Origin of the sequence: Imbroritus primus (assembly GCF_964332355.1) — a bacterium.
Classification (GTDB): domain Bacteria; phylum Pseudomonadota; class Gammaproteobacteria; order Burkholderiales; family Burkholderiaceae; genus Imbroritus; species Imbroritus primus.
On record NZ_OZ201293.1, the window covers coordinates 2194154 to 2219806 of the forward strand.

25 protein-coding genes and 1 tRNA gene are annotated in these 25653 nt (G+C 63.6%); 18 read left to right on the forward strand and 8 right to left on the reverse strand.

Annotated features, from left to right (window positions below):
• Window positions 1-73 precede the first annotated feature (73 nt).
• The 5 genes from ACQ3C8_RS10015 to ACQ3C8_RS10035 all read left to right on the forward strand — a co-directional run bounded on the left by ACQ3C8_RS10015 (window position 74) and on the right by ACQ3C8_RS10035 (window position 3216).
• Complete coding sequence (locus ACQ3C8_RS10015; protein WP_428851473.1) at window positions 74-637, forward strand: YaeQ family protein; 564 nt, start codon at window positions 74-76, stop codon at window positions 635-637.
• A gap of 86 nt (window positions 638-723) precedes the next feature.
• On the forward strand, window positions 724-1071 hold the full coding sequence (locus ACQ3C8_RS10020; protein WP_009523729.1) for an FKBP-type peptidyl-prolyl cis-trans isomerase: 348 nt from the start codon (window positions 724-726) through the stop codon (window positions 1069-1071).
• A gap of 118 nt (window positions 1072-1189) precedes the next feature.
• Window positions 1190-1873, forward strand: coding sequence for a gamma-glutamylcyclotransferase (locus tag ACQ3C8_RS10025; RefSeq protein ID WP_009523730.1), 684 nt, complete (start codon window positions 1190-1192; stop codon window positions 1871-1873).
• Window positions 1874-2023: 150 nt separating this feature from the next.
• A complete protein-coding gene (locus tag ACQ3C8_RS10030; protein WP_428851474.1) occupies window positions 2024-2449 on the forward strand; it encodes a universal stress protein in 426 nt (141 codons plus the stop codon).
• Window positions 2450-2637: 188 nt separating this feature from the next.
• Entirely contained in the window at window positions 2638-3216 is a 579-nt protein-coding gene (locus ACQ3C8_RS10035) for an AAA family ATPase (protein WP_428851475.1), read from the forward strand.
• Between the two features lie 57 nt (window positions 3217-3273).
• On the opposite strand, the gene tcdA is transcribed toward ACQ3C8_RS10035, so the two are convergent.
• Window positions 3274-4149, reverse strand: a complete 876-nt coding sequence (tcdA, locus tag ACQ3C8_RS10040) for a tRNA cyclic N6-threonylcarbamoyladenosine(37) synthase TcdA (RefSeq protein WP_428851476.1) — start codon at window positions 4147-4149, stop codon at window positions 3274-3276.
• 135 nt (window positions 4150-4284) lie between these two features.
• Between tcdA and ACQ3C8_RS10045 the strand changes: the two genes are divergently transcribed.
• From ACQ3C8_RS10045 to ACQ3C8_RS10055, 3 genes are all read left to right on the forward strand, one after another.
• The gene (locus ACQ3C8_RS10045) at window positions 4285-6504 is read left to right on the forward strand and encodes an AsmA family protein (protein ID WP_428851477.1); all 2220 of its coding nucleotides are present in this window, start codon (window positions 4285-4287) and stop codon (window positions 6502-6504) included.
• Window positions 6505-6550: 46 nt separating this feature from the next.
• A complete protein-coding gene (pdxH, locus tag ACQ3C8_RS10050; RefSeq protein ID WP_009523735.1) occupies window positions 6551-7189 on the forward strand; it encodes a pyridoxamine 5'-phosphate oxidase in 639 nt (212 codons plus the stop codon).
• A 273-nt stretch (window positions 7190-7462) separates the two neighbouring features.
• Complete coding sequence (locus ACQ3C8_RS10055) at window positions 7463-8686, forward strand: class I SAM-dependent methyltransferase (protein ID WP_428851478.1); 1224 nt, start codon at window positions 7463-7465, stop codon at window positions 8684-8686.
• Window positions 8687-8692: 6 nt separating this feature from the next.
• Here the strand turns inward: ACQ3C8_RS10055 and msrA are convergent, their stop codons facing one another.
• Together msrA and ACQ3C8_RS10065 are read right to left on the reverse strand one after the other, a co-directional pair.
• A complete protein-coding gene (gene msrA / locus ACQ3C8_RS10060) occupies window positions 8693-9229 on the reverse strand; it encodes a peptide-methionine (S)-S-oxide reductase MsrA (RefSeq protein WP_009523737.1) in 537 nt (178 codons plus the stop codon).
• Window positions 9230-9244: 15 nt separating this feature from the next.
• A complete protein-coding gene (locus tag ACQ3C8_RS10065; protein ID WP_428851479.1) occupies window positions 9245-10141 on the reverse strand; it encodes an AMP-binding protein in 897 nt (298 codons plus the stop codon).
• Window positions 10142-10388: 247 nt separating this feature from the next.
• Between ACQ3C8_RS10065 and ACQ3C8_RS10070 the strand changes: the two genes are divergently transcribed.
• Together ACQ3C8_RS10070 and ACQ3C8_RS10075 are read left to right on the forward strand one after the other, a co-directional pair.
• Window positions 10389-10970, forward strand: a complete 582-nt coding sequence (locus tag ACQ3C8_RS10070) for a flavin reductase family protein (protein ID WP_009523739.1) — start codon at window positions 10389-10391, stop codon at window positions 10968-10970.
• Between the two features lie 58 nt (window positions 10971-11028).
• On the forward strand, window positions 11029-11733 hold the full coding sequence (locus tag ACQ3C8_RS10075) for a dienelactone hydrolase family protein (RefSeq protein WP_428851480.1): 705 nt from the start codon (window positions 11029-11031) through the stop codon (window positions 11731-11733).
• A 47-nt stretch (window positions 11734-11780) separates the two neighbouring features.
• Here the strand turns inward: ACQ3C8_RS10075 and ACQ3C8_RS10080 are convergent, their stop codons facing one another.
• A complete protein-coding gene (locus ACQ3C8_RS10080; protein WP_428853061.1) occupies window positions 11781-12575 on the reverse strand; it encodes an IclR family transcriptional regulator in 795 nt (264 codons plus the stop codon).
• A 162-nt stretch (window positions 12576-12737) separates the two neighbouring features.
• On the opposite strand from ACQ3C8_RS10080, the gene ACQ3C8_RS10085 reads away from it, so the two are divergent.
• A complete protein-coding gene (locus tag ACQ3C8_RS10085) occupies window positions 12738-13931 on the forward strand; it encodes an acyl-CoA dehydrogenase (protein ID WP_009523742.1) in 1194 nt (397 codons plus the stop codon).
• Window positions 13932-14040: 109 nt separating this feature from the next.
• Here ACQ3C8_RS10085 and ACQ3C8_RS10090 read toward each other — a convergent pair whose 3' ends face one another.
• Window positions 14041-14679 carry a peroxiredoxin gene (locus ACQ3C8_RS10090; RefSeq protein WP_009523743.1) on the reverse strand — a complete coding sequence of 213 codons (639 nt, stop codon included), beginning with the start codon at window positions 14677-14679 and terminating at the stop codon, window positions 14041-14043.
• A gap of 252 nt (window positions 14680-14931) precedes the next feature.
• Here ACQ3C8_RS10090 and ACQ3C8_RS10095 point away from each other — a divergent pair, with 252 nt between their 5' ends.
• The 3 genes from ACQ3C8_RS10095 to ACQ3C8_RS10105 all read left to right on the forward strand — a co-directional run bounded on the left by ACQ3C8_RS10095 (window position 14932) and on the right by ACQ3C8_RS10105 (window position 16313).
• Complete coding sequence (locus tag ACQ3C8_RS10095; RefSeq protein WP_009523744.1) at window positions 14932-15207, forward strand: DUF883 family protein; 276 nt, start codon at window positions 14932-14934, stop codon at window positions 15205-15207.
• A gap of 315 nt (window positions 15208-15522) precedes the next feature.
• A complete protein-coding gene (locus tag ACQ3C8_RS10100) occupies window positions 15523-15903 on the forward strand; it encodes a phage holin family protein (protein WP_009523745.1) in 381 nt (126 codons plus the stop codon).
• Window positions 15900-16313, forward strand: coding sequence for a DUF3318 domain-containing protein (locus tag ACQ3C8_RS10105; RefSeq protein ID WP_428851481.1), 414 nt, complete (start codon window positions 15900-15902; stop codon window positions 16311-16313). The genes ACQ3C8_RS10100 and ACQ3C8_RS10105 overlap by 4 nt, the downstream gene beginning before the upstream one ends.
• 188 nt (window positions 16314-16501) lie before the next feature.
• Here ACQ3C8_RS10105 and ACQ3C8_RS10110 read toward each other — a convergent pair whose 3' ends face one another.
• Entirely contained in the window at window positions 16502-18817 is a 2316-nt protein-coding gene (locus ACQ3C8_RS10110; protein ID WP_428851482.1) for an NADP-dependent malic enzyme, read from the reverse strand.
• Between the two features lie 112 nt (window positions 18818-18929).
• Window positions 18930-19595 (reverse strand): DUF4136 domain-containing protein, encoded by a 666-nt coding sequence (locus ACQ3C8_RS10115; RefSeq protein WP_428851483.1) that lies wholly within the window; start codon window positions 19593-19595, stop codon window positions 18930-18932.
• 188 nt (window positions 19596-19783) lie between these two features.
• Here ACQ3C8_RS10115 and pepN point away from each other — a divergent pair, with 188 nt between their 5' ends.
• Window positions 19784-22462 (forward strand): aminopeptidase N, encoded by a 2679-nt coding sequence (gene pepN, locus ACQ3C8_RS10120; RefSeq protein WP_428851484.1) that lies wholly within the window; start codon window positions 19784-19786, stop codon window positions 22460-22462.
• Window positions 22463-22490: 28 nt separating this feature from the next.
• On the opposite strand, the gene ACQ3C8_RS10125 is transcribed toward pepN, so the two are convergent.
• The gene (locus ACQ3C8_RS10125) at window positions 22491-23381 is read right to left on the reverse strand and encodes a DMT family transporter (protein WP_428851485.1); all 891 of its coding nucleotides are present in this window, start codon (window positions 23379-23381) and stop codon (window positions 22491-22493) included.
• A 285-nt stretch (window positions 23382-23666) separates the two neighbouring features.
• Here ACQ3C8_RS10125 and ACQ3C8_RS10130 point away from each other — a divergent pair, with 285 nt between their 5' ends.
• The 3 genes from ACQ3C8_RS10130 to arsC all read left to right on the forward strand — a co-directional run bounded on the left by ACQ3C8_RS10130 (window position 23667) and on the right by arsC (window position 25639).
• Entirely contained in the window at window positions 23667-24680 is a 1014-nt protein-coding gene (locus tag ACQ3C8_RS10130) for a class 1 fructose-bisphosphatase (RefSeq protein WP_009523751.1), read from the forward strand.
• A gap of 113 nt (window positions 24681-24793) precedes the next feature.
• Window positions 24794-24869: transfer RNA gene (locus ACQ3C8_RS10135), tRNA-Thr, on the forward strand.
• A 347-nt stretch (window positions 24870-25216) separates the two neighbouring features.
• The gene (gene arsC / locus ACQ3C8_RS10140; RefSeq protein WP_428851486.1) at window positions 25217-25639 is read left to right on the forward strand and encodes an arsenate reductase (glutaredoxin); all 423 of its coding nucleotides are present in this window, start codon (window positions 25217-25219) and stop codon (window positions 25637-25639) included.
• Window positions 25640-25653 lie beyond the last annotated feature (14 nt).

The window sequence follows — 25653 nt, forward strand, 5'->3', positions numbered from 1 at the left end:
AGGCTATGGCCGCACGGGGCTCCGACATGGTGTACAGTTCAGCCGCACATTTCCCTGTCACCGAACCTGCCCCATGGCGCTCAAATCCACCGTCTACAAAGCCGAACTGCAAATTGCCGATATCGACCGCGGCTACTATCAAACCCACGCGCTCACGATTGCCCGCCACCCGTCGGAAACGGACGAGCGGATGATGATCCGCCTGCTCGCCTTTGCTCTACATGCCAGCGAATCCCTGGGCTTCGGCAAAGGGCTGAGCGATACCGACGAACCTGACCTGTGGGAGAAGGATCTGACCGATGCCATCCAGCTGTGGATCGAGGTCGGCCAACCCGATGAAACCCGCATCCGCAAGGCCTGTAACCGCGCTGGCAGAGTCGCGATCTTTCCATACGACGGCCATGCCACGCAGGTGTGGTGGTCCGGCGTAGCCAACAAGGTGGAGCGCCATCGCCATCTCGAGGTGGTGGCGGTCGACGCCGCCAGCAGTACGGCACTCGCGGCACTGGCCCAGCGCAGCATGCGCCTGCAAGTGACGATCCAGGACGGCGAAATCTGGATCGGAGACGATACCCGGCGCGTCGCCATCGTCCTGCAGCCGCTCAAGCCGGCCGAGCGTCAGAGTGTGCGACCATAACGCATGCCAGAATTAAGCCGATTCTTAATTGATCGATTCTTTTTGACCGCGTCCCCTCGGACGCGCCCCACCGACAGGAGCATTCGATGATTACCACCCCCTCCGGACTGCAATACGAAGACGTTGAAACCGGCAACGGCGCTGAAGCGCGCGCCGGTACGCAAGTGACGGTGCACTACACCGGGTGGCTGTACGAGAACGGCCAGGCCGGCCAGAAATTCGATTCGAGTAAGGACCGCCGGGATCCGTTCCGCTTCCCGCTCGGCGCTGGCCATGTGATCCGCGGCTGGGACGAAGGCGTGCAGGGCATGAAAGTCGGCGGCGTGCGCCGTCTGGTGATTCCGGCCGATCTCGGCTATGGTGCACGCGGTGCAGGCGGCGTCATTCCGCCCAACGCGACCCTGCTGTTCGAAGTCGAGCTGCTGTCGGCCTGAGCGTGCTCGCCCATGCGACGGCCTGTGCCGTCGCAAAAGCGCCACGCTCGCGGTATCGATGATCACGCGCAGCGCCGCCCCGGCCCATGGCCGGTTTTTTTTGGCTTATGCTTGGCCTATGGGAATCACGCGTGACGATCTGGAGAACGACCGGGTTCGTGCCGCCCTGGCGGGAACACCGGGCGGCGCGGTACTGCTGACCGAAGAAGCGTTCGAGGCTTCGCTGGCTGCCACGCTGGCGGACGCGCCCGATGGCGATGCCTGGCTGTTCGGCTATGGCTCACTCATCTGGAACCCCATGATCCGCTACGCGGAGCGGCGTCCTGCGGTCATCTACGGCTTTCATCGCGGCTTCTACCTATACTCGCGGGTGAATCGCGGCACGTACGAAAATCCGGGACTGGTGCTCGGCCTGGATCGTGGCGGCTGCTGTCGCGGCATCGCGTTCCGCATTGCCCGCGAGGATCTGGCCGAAGAGTTCCGCGTACTGTGGCGGCGCGAGATGCTGACGGGCGCCTACCTGCCGCGCTGGGCGCCGGTGCAATCGGAAGGCCAGCGCTTTTCCGCGCTCACTTTCATCATGAACCGCACGCACGAGGGCTATGCAGGACGCCTGCCGGACACCGTGATCGTCGACCGCCTGCGCAATGCTAGCGGCGCCTACGGACCGGCCTACGAATACCTGTATCGCACGCTGCTGGGCCTGCGGCAGCACGGTATCGACGACCCCTACCTTGCCCGCCTGTGGGAACCGTTCGAACGCGATCCCCGGTACCAGGCGGAATTCGCCGGCGCGGCCTGAGCAAGCTAGCGCGGACCGCGAATTGATCCAGCGCAAACCGATGCAAAGTTGCCTGCGCAGCACAGCGTAACCCTCATATACTGTCAGTGAAATCTGCCGGTCGATCATGCCGGATCCTATCCGCGTCATCCGTTCAAAGAGGGACACACCATGAAAATCCTGTTCGCCGCCGACGGCTCGCCCTGCAGCATGCAGGCTGCCAAGTACCTGATCCAGCAAACCAGCATGTTCAAGGACACGCCGGAACTGACGGTGATCCACGTCGAGCCGGCCGTTCTGCCGCCGAACGTCACCCGCCACGTATCGCGCGAAGTTGTCGACGACTGGTACAAGGAACAAGGCGACATCGCGCTGCGCGACGTGACGCAGGCGCTGGATGCGGCGGGCGTTCCCTATACCCGCAAGCAACTGGTGGGCGACGTCGCTCCGACGCTTATCAAGACCGCCACAGAGATCGGCGCGGACATGATCGTCATGGGCTCCCATGGCCGCAGCGCAACCGCAGGCGTGCTGCTGGGCTCCGTGGCCACCAAGCTGCTGTCCGGCACCAAGATCCCCGTGCTGATCATCCGCTGATCCCGGTCTCGTCATCGGCCAGTCAATATACGCACATGACGTGCGTGATGCATGATTGTTGGGTGCGTCGTCCGACGACCCGGCGCCGTGCCGGACGATAACCTCCGCACGGCCCTCCGGATTGGGCATGGAAAATGCGTTCGCGTATGCTTACGCCTGTCCCAATCCGATCCGGAGAACTCTGCGCAATGCCCCGCCTCATTTTTTTTTGCGGCCACGCCGGCACCGGCAAGACCACCATCGCCAAGCACCTGATCGGCCCGCTGATTGGACGCACCGGAGAATCGTTCTGCCTGCTCGACAAGGACACCTTGTACGGTCGGTACAGTGCCGCGGTCATGGGCGCCCTGACCGGCGACCCCAATGACCGCGACAGCCCCACCTACCTGCAACACCTGCGCGACCCGGAGTATCAGGGGCTGCTCGATACCGCCCGCGAGAATCTCGCGCTGGGCATCAACGTCATCGTCATCGGACCGCTCTCGCGCGAGATCCGCGATCACCGGCTAAGCGACCGGCAATGGCTCGGCATCGACGATACCATCGACCTGCATATCGTCTGGGTGCATCTGCCGGAAGACATCGCGCGGACGCGTATCGAACAGCGCGGCAATCCCAACGACGCCTACAAGCTGGCTCACTGGGAAGATTACCGCCAGCGGCGCTTCATGCCAGAGGCGGCCGACTACCCCGAACTGATCATGTTCGACAATACGTCGCCCACGGAGGACGAACGGTTGGCGCTGCTCGACCGCTTGCTTGGATGACCATGCTACGGCGCACGTGCCGCCAGCGCGGGGCGTAACGGCACCTAAACCCGAAAATCAGTCCCGACCGGCCGCCGCGTTGATATCCGGAACAGCGAGTATCTCGGACTCGGGCTGCGTAGCCATGCCGGCCAGCGCCTTCAGTACCTCCGCGGCGGCCGTCATACCGAAGGTTGCAGTGACACAGATCGACGAACCGAATCCCGCGCACGCCAATCCTTGCGGAGCCGCTGCGGGCGACCCATCGATATCGCAGGCCGCAGGCTCTGGATAATGCAGCGGTTCGGTGGAGGATACAGCCAGCACGCCGAACTTGTGCCGGCGCTGGCGAGGAAACGCATGGTCGTTGCGAAGATTGCGGCGCACCTTGGCCAGCATCGGATCCTGTTCAGTACGGCTCAGGTCGCTGACCACGATGCGCGTCGGATCGAACTGCCCGCCTGCGCTGCCGCACGTGATGAGCGGCACGCCATGGGCGCGACACCAGGCGATCAGCGCGGTCTTGGGACGGACCGCGTCGATGGCATCGATGACATAGTCATAACCCGGCGCCATCATCTCCGGCACATTGTCGACCGTGATGAAGTCGTCGACGGCGCGTACCGTACAACGTGGATTGATGGCCTGGATGCGTTCCGCCATGGCGTCGACCTTGGCCTTGCCGTAGGCATCGCCGAGCGCGTGGATCTGGCGGTTGGTGTTGCTGGGGGCGACATGGTCGAGGTCGATCAGGGTAAGCGTGCCGATGGCATTGCGAGCCAACGCCTCGACTGCCCACGAACCCACCCCGCCGATACCCACGACACATACGTGCGCGCTCATGAAGCGTTCCAGGGCAGCTTCGCCATACAGGCGCCCGACCCCGCCAAATCGGCGGGCATGTTCGGCGTCGTGTTCATCATGCGCCGCACCGGGCAAGATACTTGCACTCAAAATGTCATCCTTCGGCCGGAACCCGCGCACTTCTCTTCCAGCCGCACGCTTTGTCCGTCCGTGCGCGGGTCAAACTATACAATAGGTGCGAGTCGATGATCGTTCACACCACCTGCTTTTATGGAGCCCGTCGCCATGCGCAGACGCAGTAGATGGATCGCCTGGATTACGCTGACGCCGCTCGTCCTGATCAGCGCACTCCTGTTCTTTATCGTGACTTTCGACTGGAACCGGGCACGACCATGGCTCAACGAGCGCGTGTCCGAGGCCATCGCCCGTCCCTTCGTCATCAATGGCGACCTGACGGTGAAATGGGATCGCCCCGAAGGCGAGACAGGCTGGCGCCGCTGGGTGCCATGGCCGCGGCTGGCGGCGCGCGATGTGGTCGTCGGCAACCCTGAATGGGCGCGCGATACCAATTTCGCTACGGCCAACGAGGTCAGCTTCGTCCTGCAGGCGTTGCCTTTGCTGACGCACCGCATCGTGATTCCGACCATCAGCCTCGACACGCCGTCGATCGCGCTGGTCCGCCGCAAGGACGGCGAAAACAACTGGACTTTCCCGCGCAACAAGGACAAGACCGCGCTGCAATGGGAGCTGGAGCTGCAGCAGATCGTCTTCAAGAATGGCCGCATCGGCCTGTCCGATGCCATCAAACAGATCGAGTTGCTGGCCGAGGTCGATACCATCGGTGCGCCGCTCGATCTGGCCGGCAAGCCGACGGAACAGCCTGCCTCTGCCGCATTACCCACCGAGGTAGCATCTGCAGCGAACGCAAAGGAAGAGCCGGCACGACAGGCCGACGCCTCCCCCTACGGTATCCAGTGGACCGTCAAGGGGACCTACCGCGACGCGCGCGTGCAGGGGGCCGGCAAGGCTGGCGGCGTGTTGCGCCTGCAGGATGCCGACACGCCCTACCCGCTCCAGGCCGATGTGCGGCTGGGACGCACGCGCATCGCGCTCGAAGGGACGTTGACCGACCCAGCCCATCTCGCTGCGCTGGATCTGCGGTTGCGGCTCGCCGGCGACAGCATGGCGCACCTGTATGACCTAACGGGTGTGGTGCTGCCCGAAACGGCACCGTTCGAAACCCGTGGCCGATTGATCGGCCAGGGCGTCGGAGAACAGCCGGTGTGGCGCTATGAAAAATTTACCGGACGCATGGGTAAAAGCGACATTCAGGGCACGCTAACCTATCGCGCCCAGCAACCGCGCCCGAAGATCGAGGGCACCGTATTGTCCAACCAGCTGGTCTTTGCCGACCTCGCTCCACTTATTGGCGCGGACTCGGCCCAGAGCAAGAAGCGCCGCGGCGCGGCCGAACGCCAGCCGATCGACCGGGTCCTGCCGGTGGCGCGCTTCAAGACTGACCGCTGGGGCGAAATGGATGCGGACGTAAAGGTGACCGGCAGACGCATCGTGCGCGACGAGGCCTTGCCGATCACTGACCTCACTGCCCACCTCAAGCTCGAGGACAGCGTCCTGACGCTCGATCCGCTGAACTTCGGCGTGGCCGGCGGCGATCTCGTCTCGACCATCCGGCTCAACGGCAAAACGACTCCGCTGCAGGGCAATATTGACCTGCGCGCACGCCACCTCAAGCTCAAGCAACTGTTCCCAACCATCGAGGCCATGCGTGCCAGTGTTGGTGAACTGAACGGCGCAGCCCGCATGACGGCCCAGGGCAACTCCATCTCGGCGCTGTTGGGCACGGCCAATGGCGAAGCCAAGCTGCTGGTACGCGAGGGCACCGTCAGCAAGTTCATCCTGGAAGCCATGGGTCTCAATGTTGGCAGCGTGGTACTCACGCAACTGTTCGGCGACCGGCAGGTTACGCTGAATTGCGGTGTCAGCGATTTCGCGATTAATGACGGGCTGGCCCGGGCCCGGACCTTTGTGGTGGATACCGAGGACGCTACGATCTACATCACCGGCGGCGTCGACCTGAAGGATGAGCGGCTCGGCATGACTGTCCGGCCCGAAGCCAAGGGCTTGCGGCTATTCTCGCTGCGCGCCCCGCTATATGTCACCGGCACCCTCAAGAAACCCGATGTCAGTGTCGACAAGGCCGTGCTTGCGCTGCGCGCCGGCGGCGCGCTGGCGCTGGGACTCACTGCGCCCATCGCGGCTGCGCTGATCCCGCTCACCGACCTGTCGACGCCAGACGACACCCATTGCGCCGAACTGCTGCGCCAGGCTAGCAGCGCCCCGCGCACCAATCCCAGGCCGGTCCAGCCGCCGGACAAGGCCACGCCCAGCGCGCCTGCTGGCGAACGCCGCCCCGCTGCGCCGCCGGCCACGCCACCGCGCCAGGAGCAAAAGCGCGACCCGCTGCCACCGATCTATAACGGATAACGCCGTCCATGGTTATACTTGGTCTGTTCTACCCTGAATGCACGCAATGACGACACTGGCTGACCTCCGCACCCGCTACGCACGTGGCGCACTTTCCGAGACCGAAGTCGCACGCGACCCGGTCGAGCAATTCCGTACCTGGTTCGACGAGGCCCTGGCGGCGGAAGTACCGGAGCCCAACGCGATGACGCTGGCCACGGTCCGGACGGACGGCCAGCCCGCGGCGCGCATCGTGCTGCTCAAGCAAGTCGATGCGCGCGGCTTTACCTTCTTCACCAACTATCTCAGCGACAAGGGTCGAGCCCTCGCAGCCAATCCGCGCGCTGCCCTGCTGTTCCATTGGGTCGCGCTGGAGCGCCAGGTCCGCATCGAAGGTACGGTGGAGAAGATCGACGCCGCAGAGAGCGATGCCTATTTCCAGTCGCGGCCCCTCGAGTCACGGCTCGGTGCGTGGGCCTCGGAGCAGAGCAAGGAAGTGCCCGACCGGGCAACGCTCGAGGCGAGCGAGGCGCGCTTTGCCGCGCAATACGGAGAGCAGCCACCACGGCCGCCGCACTGGGGCGGGTATCGGCTGGTCCCGCAGTCGATCGAATTCTGGCAAGGCCGACCGTCACGGTTGCATGACCGTATCGTGTTCTACCGACAAGCCGATGGGGGGTGGCGTATCGCCCGGTTATCGCCCTGAGTCGCCTTGCACCGCCCACGGTGAGGAGAAACAGCGGGCGGATGCACGAGAGACGCTATCGATATGAAGCGCAACGTTTCTGCGCTCGAACGTGGGCCGGCGATCCCGTATCGCCCGCATCGCTTCGTCGCAGCAGGACCATTTCGCTGGCGCCTCTGAGCTTGAATCACATTATCGACAGATAAGGTACGGGAGCCTCGCGCTTCCGGGTTGATGTGTCTGGCACAGCGGTGTGTCCATGCCGCAGCCATTTGAGCCGAAGGAGAACAGTGCATGTTTTTCAAAGAAGCGATAGACCGCAAGCTGGCCAGCTGGGTAGATGCCATCCGCCAGAAAGCCAATCTGCCGGTGACCGTCAAGCTGTGGAACGGCCACCAGTACGCCCTCGGCGAGTTCGATCGGCCCGCCATCACCCTGACCGTACGTGAAGCCAGCGCCCTCCCGCTGCTGCTGACGCCGAGCCTCGCCAACCTCGGCGAGGCCTACGTGCAGGAAAAGATCGACTTCGACGGCAAGCTCCAGGACATCATCTCCGTGGGCTACCGTCTGGCCGATACGGCCCTGGGGGGCGACAGCCGCTTCGGCCGTATCGCCCGCCACTTCTCGCATTCCAAGGAAGACGACAAGGAAGCGATCCACTACCACTATGACGTCTCGAACGACTTCTACAAGCTGTGGCTCGACCCAAACATGGTGTACTCGTGCGCCTATTTCGAGCACGGCAACGAGGATCTCGCCACTGCGCAGATCCGCAAGATCGACCATATCCTGACGAAAATCCAGGTTCAGCCCGGGGAGCGCCTGCTCGATATCGGCTGCGGTTGGGGTGCGCTGGTACTGCGTGCGGCCGAACGCTTCGGCGCGCGCTGCGTCGGCATCACGCTGTCGCAGAACCAGTTCGACCTGGCCACCGAGCGGGTGCGCGCCGCCGGTCTGCAGGATCGCATCGAGATCCGCCTGCAGGACTATCGCGATGTATCCGGCACGTTCGACCGCATCACCAGCGTCGGCATGTGTGAACACGTGGGCCGCAAGAACCTGCCGGCATACTTCGCCAAGATCCGCGAGTTGCTGACCGATGATGGCGTGGCCATGAACCATGGCATCACCTCGACCGATGTGAACAGCGGCGAAACTGCGCTGGGCGGCGGTGACTTCATCGACAAATATGTATTTCCGCACGGCGAGCTGCCGCACGTTTCACTGGTCCTCAGCACCATGCAGGAAGGCGGCCTGGAGGCGTTCGACGTGGAGAACCTGCGCCGCCACTATGCGCATACGCTTGGCATATGGTCAGCGAATTTTGAAGCCCAAAGCGAGACGATCCGCGCCATGGTCGGCGAGAAACGCTACCGCATCTGGCGCGTCTACCTGATGGGGTGCGCACATGCCTTCGAAGTCGACGACGTGGCGATCTACCAGGTGATCTGCCGCAAGGCGGGGCGCTCCGCAACGACGCTGCCGTGGTCGCGGCGCTATATCTACGACACGCCCTGAGTTGTTTCAGGAGCGTCCGTGGCGCGTGAACAGCTGGCGGAATTTCGCCAGCTTGGGCGCGATCACCATCGCGCAGTAGCCCTGGTACGGATGCGTACGATAGTAGTTCTGGTGCGCTGCCTCGGCGCGCCAGTACGGCTGCTCCGCCTCGATGGTCGTGACGATCGGCAGGTCAAAGACGCGCTCGCGCGTCAGGCTGTCGATCATGGCTTCCGCCGTAGCGCGCTGGGCCGGTGAATGTACAAAGATTGCGGAACGGTATTGCGGCCCCGTGTCGTTACCCTGGCGGTCCACCGTGGTCGGATCGTGGATGGCGAAAAAAATGCCGAGGATGTCGTGATACGAGATCACTGCCGGATCGAAAGTCACGCGCACCACCTCGACATGGCCGGTGTCACCCTCGCAGACCTGGCGGTAGGTCGGATGGTCAACGTGACCGCCCGTGTACCCAGATTCGACCGCAAGCACGCCGCTGACTTCCTGGTAGACCGCTTCGAGGCACCAGAAGCAGCCTCCACCCAATGTGGCAATTTCATGTTCCATTCCATTCTCCGAATGTCATGCCTGCGGGCACGCCCGCATCTGCAGCGGCACGCCGCGATCTACGAGAGCCGTGGCCAGTGCAAGCTGTGGCGGACCATCCACGATAGTCAGCCGGCGCAACGACGAAAAATCGGCGTCCTGCCAACCGGGTGCGCCCCGCAGGGTCTCCATCATGTCTACCGTAACCGCCGCCACGGTAGGACGCGTATTTGCCAGGGCTTCCAGCCATGCGGCCGGCGTGAATCCCGGCAGCAATGTCACGGTGGCGCCCCGTGCCAGCGCCGGGACAGCCTCGAGCAAGAGGCTGGCAAAACGGGCCAGTGGCAATGCGACCAAGACATTGTCCTCCGGCGCGATATCGATGTCCTCCACCAGCAACCTGTTCTGACGGTATCGCGTCGCTTTTCCGGCAGCCTCGGCGTCAAACAGCATGAGGGCTGGCACCTCGCTCTCGACATCCGGGTAATGCAGGCCGTAAGGCGCCGGATGGTCGATCAGGCGATCGAGGACCACGCATCGTATGTCGGCACGCTGAGTCGCCAGCGCTTGTGCAACCGGAAGATTGGCCTCATCCGCGACGATCAGGCTGGCATCGGCCTGCTGCAGCCAATGCTGCAATGCTTCGGGCGTGGCCGAGGGGTCGAGCGGCGCCCACACCGCACCCAGCCGTAGGCATGCCAGCAGGATCACCAGTTGCAGGTCGTCGTTGGCCGCCAGCGTCGCGACATGCTGTCCCGGCTGCACGCCATGCGTGCCCGACAGATGTGCCGTCACGCGCTCGAAGCGACGCGCGAGCTTGGCATAGTCGTGAGCGTTGCGGCCACAGCGGATGGCGATGCGGTCGCCATGACTGCGTGCATGGCCGACGATCTCGCGCAGCAACGGGGCTGTCGCGTTTTCGAAATCACGCATCGAACCTCCGCCGCCTGGCGGTGTGCGTGTCGCTCGTCATGCCATTATCCTCCGTGCCGCCCTCGCCCGCGGGCCGCGGGACTGGACAGGCTTGTCTGTGATCGATACCGCGCTACTGTAACGCGAAGCGCCGGCGATGCCCAGCCGATCGCGCGCCGATGGCTGCGGAAACGGGACAGGCGCCGCCGCTCTCCGATACAATGACCCCGTACGCAACCGTCTCGAGCACAACGCTTTCCGACTGCCGATGCCGACTCCCCCCCAAGCAGGTACCGCCCCCCAGGCCACGGACAATCCAGCACGCAGCACCGCCAGCGCGCCCGATTTCGATTCAGCCTACTTCCGCCGCGCACTGTCGCAGTTCGCGACCGGCGTGACTGTGATCACGGGCCATTCGGGTCTTGCCGCAACCGGCGGCCCGGCCTTCGTGGGCGTCACCGCGAGCTCATTCAACTCGGTCTCGCTGGATCCACCGCTGGTGTTGTGGAGCCTGGCTACCAAGGCTAACTCCCTGCCAGTGTTTCGCGACGGTTCGCACTATGTGATCAACGTGCTGTCCGCGGCCCAGGTCGATCTGTGCAAGCGCTTCTCGACCTTGCATGGCGACCGCTTCGCCGGTCTCGACTACCAGATCAGCGAACACGGCCTGCCAGTCCTGCACGAGGCGCTCGCCTGGTTCGAATGCCATAACCGCAGTCGCTATGACGAAGGCGACCATGTCATCTTCGTTGGCGAAGTCGAACGCTGCGGCATCCATGACGCCGCCGGTGCACCGCTGGTTTTCCAGGCGGGACAGTTCGGCACGTTGCAGCCGCTCGGCGGCAATTGATCTCTCATCTTCTGCACGCCCACCGGTGGCGTGCGCTTTGACTGCCAAGGAGCCAATCATGGGTCAGACCATCCGCATTCCGTCCAAGGACGGCAGCTTCAACGCCTATCTCGCCGTGCCCGCCAGCGGACGTGGTCCCGGCATCGTCATGTGCCAGGAGATCTTCGGCGTGAACGGCACGATGCGCACGCTAGCCGACCGGTACGCGCAAGAAGGTTATGTGGTGCTGGTGCCCGACCTGTTCTGGCGCATCGAACCCGGGGTCGAGCTCGACTACTCGCCGGAAGGCTGGAAGCGCGCGTTTGAGTTTTTCCAGAAGTACGATCAGAACAAAGGTGTAGAAGATATCGCCGCCACGGTGGCAGCACTACGCCAGCGTCCCGAACTCGATGATGTCGCCAATGTCGGCGTGATCGGCTACTGCCTGGGCGGCAAGATGGCCTACCTGGCAGCATGCCGCTGCGATGTGGCCTGTTCGGTCGGCTACTACGGCGTGGGCATCGAGCAGGCACTCGACGAGGCGGACAACATCAAGGGACGCCTCGTGCTGCATCTGGCGGGCGAGGACGAATACTGCCCGCCGGAAGCTCGCGCGCAGATTGCCGCCAAGCTGGCGACGCTGCCGAGGGCCGAGGCCTTCTCGTATCCGGGCGTCGACCATGCCTTCGCCCGTCCGAATGGCAACCACTACGACAAAGCTGCCGACGAAACGGCCTATGCACGAACGCTCGCAGCGCTGAAGAGCGAGATCGGCCCGCGCTGATCGCCGCCGGGCATCCGGGCTGGGCTGCCCGGATGCCGGCCGCCGCTTCAGCGCAGCGCCAGCGTCCCCAGCCGCCCAACCATGGCGCCAAGCGCTGGCGCCAGTTGTGCATCGAAGTCGGCTTCACTACGCGACTGGTACGAGGCGCTGCAGCTCATCACATACGGATCGTCTTCACCGGCCACGCGAAACGCCACCGCACAGGCATGCACGGCCGGATGCCACTCACGGAACGAGCCGGCATAGCCCAGCTCTACCGCGGTCTGGATAGCCCGGCGCACCGTCTCGCCCTCGGCGGCCCACTGCTCCGGATACGCCTGCGCATAGTCGCGCAGCAATGCCTCGCGCCGCAGTTCTGGCATGGCGGCCAGGTAGGCCCTTCCCATCGAACTGGACAACAGCGATAAGCGCGAACCCACGCCGAGCACGAGCGACGACCCGGCATGGCTGCGGATCGACTCGAGGTAGACCATCTCGAGCCGGTCCCGCTTGCCAAGTGAAATCGACACCCCATACTGCTGCGCAAACGCCACCATGTGCGGCCGCGCCAGCGCGATCAGCCCGGACGATGCCAGATAGGCATACCCCAGGGCCAGGACACCCGCATCCAGGCCATATTTACCCAAGGCTGCGTCATAGCGCAGATAGCCCAGTGCCACGAGGGTGCTGGCCAAGCGGTTGACAGTCGCCTTGGGCAATCCCGTGCGTTTCACGAACTCGCGATTGCCCAGCAGCGTATCGCCCGGCTGATAACAGCGCAGCAAGGCAAGACCCCGCGCCAGCGCAGTTACGAAGTTGGGGTCGTTCTCGGTCATGCCGGCCGGATTGGGGAGCAGCAACATCCGCCCCGTAGCGGAATCGTGTGTAGACATGCGCCAGTTTCACCGTGATAGGAATATTTCCGATATACTACACCAACGAAACATTGTTCCGCAATACGGAACTTTATTACCCATAGCAACTGTTTTCCATTCACCCGAGACCGCTGTACAAAGGAGAGACGCATGGCAGCATCCGCAACATTCCATTGGTCTGACCCCTTGCTGCTCGACCAGCAACTGACCGAAGACGAACGCATGGTGCGCGATGCCGCTGCCGCCTATTGCCAGGACAAGCTGGCACCCCGTGTCCTCGAATCATTCCGGCATGAGCGGACAGATGTAGCGATTTTCCGGGAAATGGGTGAACTCGGCCTGCTCGGCCCGACCATCCCGTCACAGTATGGCGGTCCGGAGCTCAATTACGTCAGCTATGGGCTGATTGCCCGCGAAGTCGAGCGGATCGATTCGGGTTACCGCTCCATGATGAGCGTCCAGTCGTCGCTGGTGATGGTGCCGATTCATGCTTTCGGTAGCGAAGCACAAAAGCAGAAATACCTGCCCAAGCTGGCCAGCGGCGAATGGATCGGTTGCTTCGGGCTGACCGAACCCGATCATGGCTCGGATCCCGGCTCGATGGTCACGCGCGCCAAGCGGGTACAAGGCGGCTTCTCGCTGAGCGGCGCCAAGATGTGGATCACCAACTCGCCGATTGCCGACGTGTTTGTCGTGTGGGCCAAGCTGATGGACGACGATGGCACCGACGCGATCCGGGGCTTCATTCTCGAAAAAGGCTGGAAAGGTCTCTCGGCCCCGGCCATCCACGGCAAGGTCGGCCTGCGCACCTCGGTCACCGGCGAGATCGTGCTCGACCAGGTGTTCGTGCCGGAAGAAAACCTGATGCCCGGCGTACGTGGCCTGAAAGGTCCCTTCACCTGCCTGAACTCGGCACGCTACGGCATTGCCTGGGGCGCGCTCGGTGCGGCCGAGGCGTGCTGGCACACGGCCCGCCAGTACGTGCTCGACCGCAAGCAGTTCGGTCGACCGCTGGCCGCCAACCAGCTGGTCCAGAAGAAACTGGCCGACATGCAGACCGAAATCACGCTGGGCCTGCAAGGCTGCCTGCGCCTTGGGCGGATGAAGGACGAAGGCACCGCAGCCGTCGAGATCACCTCGATCATGAAGCGCAATTCCTGTGGCAAGGCGCTCGACATCGCCCGCCTCGCGCGCGACATGCTCGGCGGCAACGGCATCTCGGATGAGTACGGCGTCATCCGCCATATGGTGAACCTCGAGGTGGTCAATACCTACGAAGGCACGCATGATGTACACGCGCTGATCCTCGGCCGCGCGCAGACGGGTATCCAGGCCTTCTCCTGATTGGCTCGCACCATTCCCGTACCCCAAAAATGCAAGGCCCCGCTCTCGAGCGGGGCCTTGTGCCTTGCGTGCGTTGCATGAGCCCGGCCGAAGTCGTCCGGGCATCGCCTTACTTGTTGGGCTGCGGTGTCAGGCGCAGATACGGACGCACTGCCTTGTAGCCTTTAGGAAACTTGGCCTTGAGCACTGCCTCATCCTTCAGCGACGGCACGATCACCACGTCGTCGCCATCCTTCCAGTTGCCCGGCGTGGCCACGCTGTAGTTGTCTGTCAGCTGCAGCGAATCGATGACGCGCAGCACCTCGTCGAAGTTACGCCCCGTGCTGGCGGGATAGGTAATGATCAGGCGCACCTTCTTGTTCGGGTCGATGATGAACAGCGAACGCACCGTCACCGTTTCGCTGGCATTCGGGTGCACCATGTCGTACAGCGTCGCCACCTTGCGGTCATGATCCGCGATGATCGGGAAGTTGACCACCGTGCCCTGCGTCTCGTTGATGTCCTTGATCCACTCATGATGGGAATCCACGGGATCGACCGACAGGGCAATGGCCTTGACGTTGCGCGCCGCGAACTGCGACTTGAGCTTGGCGGTCAATCCCAGTTCGGTCGTGCACACTGGCGTGAAGTCTGCCGGATGCGAGAACAGGACGCCCCAGCCATTGCCGAGCCATTCGTGGAAACGGATGGTGCCTTCGCTGGAATCCTGCTCGAAGTCGGGGGCGATGTCGCCAAGTCGCAATGCCATGTCGTTCTCCAGAAAATCGATGGAACCAGTGTAGAGCGTTTGCGATCCAACCTGAACGACTATAAAGTCACACTGTCATGACAATTAGTCATATAGCGCTGAGGCCGGCAGCCGCATCCAGCCTCAGCCACAGGTTGGCCGAGACGCCCCTTGAAAGCGCGAAGGTGGCGCCGCATATGCTTCAAGGATAGACTAACAACTGTGCGGCGCGTGCGCCGGCCTGCGATTACCAATACCCACCAGGAGAAACGAATGTCTGATGTGAAAGCCGTGTTGTCCGATGCTGAAGAACTGCTCAAGCAAGCCGCCTCCACGACCGGCGAAAAAGCGGCCGAGCTGCGCGAACGCGGCATGGGGATGCTGAAGCAGGCCAAGGAAAAAGTGCAGGATCTGCAGGATGCAGTCGTCACCAAGAGCAAGGCCGCGGCCCGTGCGACCGACGACTACGTGCATGACCACCCGTGGCGTGCCGTTGGTATCGCCGCCGGTGTCGGCCTGCTGGTGGGCCTGCTGCTGAACCGCAAGTAATCACGTCACGCCAGGGCGCGGCACACACCGCTACGCGGACGCCGCGCCCGACATGCCGCTCGAGCCATGCCCCAGAGGCGGTTTCAAAATGAAGCGAAGCGGTTCTGGCCAGGAGGCAAGGCAGGGAATCGAATGGGACCCCGGATCGTTCCCATGCGCCCTGCAAAGGGTCACAAGCAGCACGCCAAGCCTCTCCTCCGGACCATGACCAGCCGGAGCCAGATCATTTTGAAACTGCCTCCCGGGTGAGGCCGGGCCCTTCTGGCCTCAGGCTCGCAGATCTTCCGGCGTGCCTGTTCTTGCGATCAGGACGCCATGCAGGAATCGACTCCCTCTCCACGTTTTTTTGACTCGCTGCGCAGCTTGCTGGGCAACGTCGCCGCCATGGCGCGCACCCGGCTGGAACTGGCCAGTGTCGAGCTCGCCGAGGAAAAAGCGCGCCTGATGCAGCAGGCATTTCTCGGCCTGCTGGGATTGGCGTTCCTCAGTCTTGGCATGATTGCCCTGACAGCGCTCATTGTCATTCTCTGCTGGGACACGTACCGCTGGCAGGTGCTCGCCGGCCTGGTAGCGTTGTATTTTGGCATCGCCGCCTATTGCCTGGTCCGCGTCCGCCGCCAGCTGCAAGATGCACCGGCGATGTTCGAAGCCACGCTCGCCGAACTCGACAAGGACCGGGAGGCGCTCAAGTCATGACAGATCTCGTGCCAACCCAACCGCCCCGCCCTGATGGCTTGCCGCGCATGCACGGCCGGCTGCCGCTGGCGGTCCGCAAGGAACTGCTGACGACCCGCGCTGCGCTGGAGCGCTACGACTGCGCGCAGTCGGCCCGCGACCTGCGGCAGTCGATCCGCCATGTCAGCAGCCTGAGCTGGCTGCCGAGCGCAGTCGCACCGCGCAACTGGCTCAAGCTGTTTGGCGTGGCGCGCCAGTTTCCGTATCTGAGCTCGGCGATCTCGCTGCTGGCGACCGGCCTGCGCGTCACACCGTTGCGTGGCGTGGCCTGGCGGCTTTCTAAAGTCGGGGCAGTTGCGGGTATCGCCTATGGGCTCTACAAGATGTGGGTGAATCGCCGCGACGGGGACGAGGGCGACCCAACGTTCTAGGCAATGGACATCCTCCCGCGTGTGTTCTGTCATGCCAGCGCCATGCCAGCTTTACCATGCCGCTGATCGCGCGGATGGCGCCACCCGATAGCACCGCCAGCAGATATTTCCCGGATATGGAGCAAGCAAAAAGGGCAGCCGATGGCTGCCCTTTTTGCTTGGCGGCCCCACCCGCCTGGTGGCCGGGTTCAATGCGGTGCGTTGGCGTCCGCCACTGCCAGCGCCGTCATGTTGACGATACGCCGCGATGTCGCAGCCGGTCCGAGGATGTGCACAGGCTTGGCCGCGCCAAGCAGGATCGGGCCCACCGTCACACCCTGCCCGCCCGTCGTCTTCAGCAGGTTGAAGGCGATGTTGGCGGCATCGAGATTCGGCATCACGAGTAGATTCGCGCTACCGACAAACCCATTCGCCGGCAGGTAGCGTTGGCGCACTTCCTCGCTTAGCGCGGCATCGCCCTGCAATTCGCCGTCCACCTTCAGTTGCGGGCATGCCGCCACCACGAGATCGCGCGCCTGCCGCATCTTGCGAGCCGATGCCGACTTCGACGAGCCATAGGTAGAGTGCGACAACATGGCGACATGCGGCTCAAGACCGAAACGCTGTACTTCCTGTGCGGCCAGGCGGGTAATGTCGGCCAGGTCTTCCGCGCTCGGCTCTTCGTTGACGAACGTGTCAGTGATGAACAGCGTGTACTTCTCGAGCATCAGCGCATTCATCGCGGCAAAATTATTGGCGCCGGGCGCGAGGCCGATCACATCCTTGACGTGCTGCAGGTGCGCATCGAACTGCCCCACCACGCCGCACAGCAAGGCATCGGCATCACCGAGATGCACCAGCATCACGCCGATCAGCGTGTTCGAGCGGCGCAGCGCGGCCTTGGCCATGTCCGGCGTCACGCCGTCACGGCCACGCAATTGCTGATAAGACTCGTGATACGTGCGGTAGCGCGGGTCATCCTCGGGATTGACCAGTTCGAAATCGACGCCGGCGCGCAGGCGCAAGCCGGCTTTCTGGATGCGCATCTCGATGACATGCGGGCGACCGATCAGGATCGGCTTCGCCAGGCCTTCGTCAACCACCGTCTGCACCGCACGCAGTACGCTTTCCTCCTCCCCCTCGGCGTAGGCCACGCGCTTGGGTGCAGCCTTGGCGGCGGAGAACACCGGCTTCATGATCAGGCCGGTGTGATAGACGAACTGGCTCAGTTGCTGGCGATAGGCCGCATAGTCGCGGATCGGCCGCGTGGCCACGCCGGATTCCTCGGCAGCCTTGGCGACCGCCGGCGCGATCTTCTCGATCAGGCGCTGGTCGAACGGTGTCGGGATAATGTAGTCGGGGCCGAACTTCAGTTCCTTGCCGGCATAGGCGGCAGCCACGGCGTCATTGGTCTCGGCTTCGGCCAGTTCGGCAATTGCCTTGACGCATGCCAGCTTCATCGCTTCGGTGATCTTGGTGGCGCCGCAATCGAGCGCGCCACGGAAGATGTAGGGGAAGCACAGCACATTGTTGACCTGGTTGGGATAGTCCGACCGGCCCGTGGCGATGATGCAATCGGAGCGTGCCGCCTTGGCGACTTCCGGCCGGATTTCCGGCTCGGGGTTGGCCAGCGCCAGGATGATCGGCCGCTCGGCCATGCTCTGCACCATCTCGGCGGTCAGCACGCCGGCCGTCGAACAGCCGAGGAACACGTCGGCACCTTTCACCACGTCGGCCAGGGTGCGCGCCTCCGTGGATTGTGCGTAGCGCGCCTTGTTTTCTTCCATGCGCTCGTCGCGGCCAACGAAGATCACGCCTTTCGAGTCGACCACATAGATGTTCTCGCGGCGCACGCCCAGGCTCACCATGGTGTCGAGGCAGGCGATCGCCGCCGCGCCCGCGCCCGAAACGGCAAGCCGCACCTTGGCGATATCCTTGCCAACGACCTTCAGGCCATTGAGCAGTGCCGCGGTGGAAATGATGGCCGTACCGTGCTGGTCATCATGGAACACCGGAATGTTCATGCGCTCGCGCAACTGCTTCTCGATGTAGAAGCACTCTGGCGCCTTGATGTCTTCGAGATTGATGCCGCCCAGCGTGGGCTCGAGCGCGGCGACAATGTCGATGATCTTGTCGGGATCGCGCTCGGCCAACTCGATATCGAACACATCGATACCGGCGAATTTCTTGAACAGGCATCCCTTCCCTTCCATCACCGGCTTGCCCGCCAGCGGTCCGATGTCGCCCAGGCCAAGCACGGCCGTGCCGTTGGTGATGACCCCGACGAGATTGCTGCGCGAGGTGTATTCCACGGCAGCCGCGGGATCACGGGCGATCTCCTCGCACGCATACGCCACGCCGGGCGAGTACGCCAGCGACAGGTCGCGCTGATTGGACAAGGCCTTGGTCGGCGTGACCGAAATCTTGCCGCGGGTCGGGCTGCGGTGATATTCGAGAGCCGCCAGACGCAGTTTGTCTTCCGGTGGTGTGCCGGGTTGACGTTGGGGATTACCTTGCTCGCTCATGCCTGCTCATCCAAAAAGAAAATGCCCGTCATGCATGCAACGGGCTCAAATATGTAGTTATGTACCTATTCTAGCGCACGCTTTGGAGCGCCAGGAAAAAACGAACGATCGTTTACTTTTTCTCGACCTCCAGCGTCACCTGACGCGGCTGGCCACTGCGCGCCGGGAATTCCGCGAACGCACTGCGGACCAGATACGGCATGACCGCAGCCATGCTCACGCCGGCCGTCGCTTCATGCAAGGCCGTTACCTGGTACACGCGCTTGCCGCCCCGCGCCTCCGTCAGCGACACCCGCAAGGCAAACTGCGTTAGCTGGATATCGCGCTCCACCATGTACGGTGGCCAGTAGCCAGGCCATCCCCACGGACCGTAGGGCCCCCAGTAGCCGGGCCACGGGCGATAGAACGGCCCCGGAAAGTACGGATCCGGATAAACCGTCTCGCGGACATGCACCGTGCGCGGCGTGGCGTCGAAATCGAATCCCACCACATAGCGCGCCTGCGGTCGAGGGGCCGGCGTGAAGCCATGGGTCTGCAATGCGCGCGCGATCCAGTCCTGGTAGGTGCGGCGCTCCAGATCGCCAGCCTGCGCGGCTGCGGTTTCAAATGCATAGGTTCGCGGCGCATCGTTGGTCCAGTCGGCTTGACGGAAGGCCGTCACTTCACTGGTCACGGTGCTAGCGCAGCCGCCGAGCAAGGCAGCCGCGAACAGCAGGCAGCCGACCCACCAGCGCCGGCCGGCCGTAAGGGAAATACCGCGCATGGACATGCGATTCATAAAAACGACCTCCGGGTCGATGGCACCGGATGAACGACGCCGATGCTTGATGCCGATTGACCTGCAGAATTGCAAGTTGTTGTTTCTAAGAGTAGCCAATTTTCCGAAAATTCCCGATGCTGGCAGAGGCTGCTGAATGGCGAGCGTAGCTTGGCTACAATGAAACCTTCAACAGACAGGATCACCTCATGCTGCGCACCGAAGACACTTCCGTCACCGTCTATCGCCAGGACTATACGCCGCCCGCCTTCGCCTTCGGCCACGTCGACCTGCTCGTGGAGCTCGATGCCGAGCGGACCGTCGTCACCAGCCGCATCGAGGTGAAGCGCCTGGTCAAGGACACGCCCCTCATCCTGCATGGGGAGGAGCAGGAACTGTTGGCCGTCACCATCAATGACGAGCCCGCAGGTCACTACAGCATCGACGAAGATACGCTGACGCTGCATGAAGTGCCCGCACGCTTCACGCTGAGCATCACCTCGGCGAATCGCCCGTCCGCGAACACCTCGCTGATGGGGCTGTATGTGTCGGGCGGCAATTTCTTCACGCAGTGCGAAGCGGAAGGCTTCCGCAAGATCACCTACTTCCTCGACCGCCCGGACGTGATGACCACCTATACGGTCACCCTGCGCGCGGACAAGGCACAATGCCCGGTGCTGCTCGCCAACGGCAACCTGATCAGCAAGGCCGACCTCCCCGACGGCCGCCATGAAGCCGTATGGGATGACCCGTTCAAGAAGCCTTCGTACCTGTTCGCCCTGGTGGCCGGCCGCCTGTCGTGCATCGAGGAGACGATCACCACTGGCTCGGGTGCGAGCAAGCTGCTGCAGGTGTGGGTGGAGCCCGCCGATCTCGACAAGACCCGTCACGCCATGGATTCGCTGATCGCATCGATCCGCTGGGACGAAGCGCGCTTCGGCCTGGAGCTCGACCTCGAACGCTTCATGATCGTCGCCGTCAGCGATTTCAACATGGGTGCGATGGAGAACAAGGGCCTCAACATCTTCAACACCAAGTATGTACTGGCCAACAGCGAAACCGCCACCGACACGGATTTTGCCAACATCGAATCGGTCGTCGGCCATGAATACTTCCACAACTGGACCGGCAACCGCGTAACCTGCCGCGACTGGTTCCAGCTGAGCCTCAAGGAAGGCCTGACTGTGTTCCGCGACCAGGAATTCTCGGCCGACATGATGGGCACGGCATCCGGCCGTGCGGTCAAGCGCATCGAGGACGTGCGCCTGCTGCGCCAGGTGCAGTTTCCCGAGGATGCGGGCCCGATGGCCCACCCGGTGCGTCCCGACAGCTATCAGGAGATCAACAATTTCTACACCGTCACGGTATACGAAAAAGGCGCCGAAGTCGTACGCATGTACCAGACGCTGCTGGGCCGCGACGGCTTCCGCAAGGGCATGGACCTCTACTTCAAGCGCCACGACGGCCAGGCCGTGACCTGCGACGATTTCCGCCAGGCGATGGCGGATGCCAATGGCCGCGATCTCACACAGTTCGGCCGCTGGTATAGCCAGGCCGGCACGCCTGAAGTCAGCGCGCTGACCCGTTACAATCCAGCCGACAAGTCTTTTACGCTGACGCTCACCCAGCATTGCCCCAAGGTCGGCATCGAAATCAGCAATGAAGCGCTCGACAAGCAGCCGTTCCATATCCCTGTGGCACTGGGGCTCGTCGGCCCCGATGGCCGCGACCTGCCGCTGCAGCTGGACGGAGAGGCCGCGCCCCAGGGCACCACGCGCGTGCTTGACCTGACAGAGCGCACGCAGACGTACCGTTTCATCAACGTGGATGTGCCACCGGTACCGTCGCTGCTGCGCAACTTCTCGGCGCCGGTGGCGCTGGATATTCACTACACCGACGAGGAACTGGCTTTCCTGCTCGCCCATGACAGCGATCCGTTCAATCGCTGGGAAGCCGGTCAGCGGCTGGCCACGCGGACGCTGCTGGCATTGGTCGCCGATGCACAGGCCGGCCGCCCGCTGGTCGCCGACGCCAAGCTTGTCAAGGCACTGGGCTCCGTGCTGACGGATGAAACGCTCGACCCGGCCTTCCGCGAACAGATCTGGATCCTGCCAGCCGAGACCTACCTGGGCGAGCGCATGGGCATCGCCGACCCGGCTGCCGTCCATGCTGCGCGCCAAGCCTTGCGCCAAGGCATTGCGTCGGCGCTGCAGTCGGAACTCACCGACATTTACACGCGCCACCGTGCCACCGGTCCCTATTCACCGGACGCCGCCTCGGCCGGCCGGCGCGCGCTGAAGAATCTGGCGCTCGGCTACCTGATCGAAACCGGCGATGCGAAAGCGCTCGCACTTGCCGAGCGCCAATACGCCGAGGCCGACAATATGACGGACCGCTCAGCTGCTCTCACGGCGCTGCTCAACAGCGACTCGCCGGCCCGCGGCGAAGCGCTGGCGGATTTCTACATGCGCTTCTCCGACGAAGCGCTGGTCATCGACAAGTGGTTCGCCATGCAGGCCATGCAGCCGGGACGCCACGGCCAGCGTGTCATCGACACGGTGCAGTCGCTGATGCAGCATCATGCCTTCACCCTGCGCAACCCCAATCGCGCGCGCTCGCTGATCTTTGGTTTCTGCACGGCCAATCCGGCGCAGTTCCATGCGGCCGACGGCTCGGGCTATACGTTCTGGAAAAACCAGGTGCTGGCGCTCGATGCGATCAATCCGCAGGTTGCCGCGCGGCTGGCGCGTGCGCTGGACCGCTGGACCCGCTTCACCATTCCCTTGCGCGACCGCATGCACGCGGCCCTGCAACAGGTGGCAGCCAGCAGCACGCTGTCGCGCGATGTGCGCGAGATCATCTCGAAATCGCTGGGTCAGGCAGGCTGAGAATCGCCGCAACCTGCCACGGGGGCTGCTAGGCAGCGCCCGCCCCGGCCTTGCGACCGAATTTCAGGAAGCCGGTGCCCAGTGCCGTGCCCAGCAGGATCACCGCACCGCTCAGCACCATATTGAGCGTCAACGCCTCGCCGAGGAACAGCGCACCCCACAGGACACCAAACAGCGGGATCAGGAAGGTCACCGACATGGCCTTCGTCGGCCCCTGGCGTGACACCAGCCGGAAGAACAGGATATACGCCACCCCCGTGGAGCCGACTGCCAGCAGCACGACGCTCGTCCAGACCTGGAGCGATGGCATCTGCGCGGGCCACAGCCAGAAGGCGGGCAACGCCAGCAGCGCCGTGGCGCCAACCATGCTGCCGGTCGCCACGGTCAGCGCCGGCACGGCGGTCAGGTATTTCTTGGTGACGGCCCCCGCCACGCCATAGGACGCCGAGGCCCCGAGCGCCGCCAGCACCGCGCCGCCGCTCTGCGACCACGACAAACCGTGCGTGCCGCTGACCAGCAGCGCAACCCCACAGACGCCGATACACAGGCCCACGACGCGCAGCATGGTCAGCCGGTCGCCCAGCCAGACGAATGCCACCAGCGCGGCGAAGATCGGCGTCGATGCATTCAGCACCGAGGTGAATCCGGCAGCCAGTGTCAGCTGTGCATATGCAAACAGGCAAAACGGCAGGGCGGAATTCAGCAGACCGACCACCAGCAGCGGCTTCCAGTGCGGCCGCATGGTCTGCCACCCGCCACGCATGGCCAGGATCGGTAGCAGGAAGAGCGCGGCAATGCTCACGCGCAGCGCGATCAGCGGCACCGGCCCCAACGCGGGTACGGCAATCCGCATGAACAGGAACGAAGCGCCCCACAACGCTGCCAGGATCAGCATTTCGAAGACGTCTTGCGCGCGCATGGGAGATGTCCGCAGAAGTAAGGCATTGACAGCGCCCGCTGCAATGCATGCCGCGATGATAAACGAATCAGCCAACATGGCGCACGCGGGCAATCTGACCCGGCACGCCCCGCTCCGATGGGTAGCGCTGGCTTCGTGGAGGGCTCAGGCGGTCAGGTGCCGCATATGGCCCTGGCGCGCGAGGCGGGCCTCCGTTTATTCCGGGTCCACCTGCTCGCCAGACGGGTCGGGAATTCGCCCGCCGGCCGCTGGGCAAGGTAAAATCGCGGCATCTAGGAGAACCCCATGAAGAAAGTCAGCCTGACCCGCTATCTGGTCGAGGAGCAGCGCGAACACAACACCATCCCGGCAGAACTGCGGCTGCTGATCGAAGTCGTGGCACGCGCCTGCAAGGCCATTTCCAACAACGTCAACAAGGGCGCCCTCGCAGGCATCCTGGGCTCGGCCGGCACCGGCAACGTACAAGGCGAAATGCAGCAGAAGCTGGACGTCATCGCCAACGAAGTGCTGCTCGAAGCCAACGAATGGGGCGGCCACCTCGCCGCCATGGCCTCCGAGGAAATGGATTCCTTCTACGAGACGCCCAATCGCTACCCCAAGGGCGAATACCTGCTGATGTTCGATCCGCTGGACGGCTCGTCCAACATCGACGTTAACGTTTCCATCGGCACCATCTTCTCGGTGTTGCACATGCCGCAGCCCGGCCAGACCGTCACGGAAAAGGATTTCCTGCAGCCCGGCACCAAGCAGGTCGCCGCCGGTTACGCGGTGTACGGCCCGCAAACCACGCTGGTGCTCACCGTGGGCAACGGCGTGCAGGTCTTCACGCTGGATCGTGAAGCCGGCAGCTTCGTCCAGACCGCATCCAACATCCGCATTCCAGAAGACACCAAGGAGTTCGCCATCAATATGTCGAACATGCGCCATTGGGCGCCGCCGGTGAAGCGCTACATCGACGAATGCCTGGCCGGCAGCGAAGGTCCGCGCGGCAAGGACTTCAACATGCGCTGGATTGCCTCCATGGTGGCAGACGTGCACCGCATCCTGACGCGCGGTGGCATCTTCATGTACCCGTGGGACAAGCGCGAGCCCGGCAAGGCCGGCAAGCTGCGCCTGATGTACGAGGCCAATCCGATGAGTTTCCTCGTCGAACAGGCCGGCGGCGCCTCCACCAACGGCCTGCAGCGCATCATGGAGATCCAGCCCGATGCGCTGCACCAGCGCGTGGCGGTCATCATGGGCTCGAAGAACGAGGTCGAACGCGTCACGCGCTACCACCACGAAGCCGGACAGTCCTGACGCCCGGCTGGCGGGGCGCGGGAGCGTCCCGTACAACGGTTATCCGTCCCCCTTGGCGAACTGCCCCGGAATTTGCTAGAATCGCGGTTTCCCGGATTTTTTCCGCGGGATGTGCCGGAATAGCTCAGTCGGTAGAGCAGCTCATTCGTAATGAGAAGGTCGGGGGTTCGATTCCTCTTTCCGGCACCAAGACACTCCAGACGGGCAGCCCAGGCTGCCCGTCTGTCATTGTGGCCACTGTTTTTCTGGCAGCGGCCAGCTCCCCAACCTGTCGGCCCGCGACGGCGCCGCTTTCATGCAGGCGCCGACGGTGCCGGGCTACGCCAGCCGATCCAATGGCCTGGCATCCCCCGCGCACCGCTCCCGCCACCATCAGACATGCGGCTGCCGTCACGCATGACGGCATGTCGAGCCTGCGTACCTGTCAGTGACTCGGGAGCATATACCCGCGCAACCTTCCCGGCACCTTGCAAGGACAGCGCCTGGCTGGTATGAACATGGATACCCGATTGATCAACCGACCTGCAAGCACAACCATGAGCGACATCACGATCTATCACAACCCGCGCTGCGGCAGCTCCCGTACCGCGCTCGGACTGATCCGCAACAGCGGTGCGGAACCGCGCATCGTCGATTATCTGAAAACGCCGCCAGACCGCGCGACGCTAGCCGCGCTGGCGCAGGAAACAGGCGGTGCGCGGCCCCTGCTGCGCAGCAAGGAAGCGCTCTATACGGAGTTGGGACTGGACAATCCCGCATTGAGTGACGGCGCCTTGCTCGACGCGCTGGCCGCGCATCCGGTCCTGCTTAACCGGCCGGTGGTCAGCACGCCGCTGGGAACCCGTGTCTGCCGTCCGGCAGAAACGGTACTGGAAATCCTGCCCTCGCCCCAGCAAGGGGAATACCGCAAGGAAAATGGTGAACTGCTGGTGGATGCCAATGGCCGCCGGGTCGCCTGAACCGGCGGCGCGGC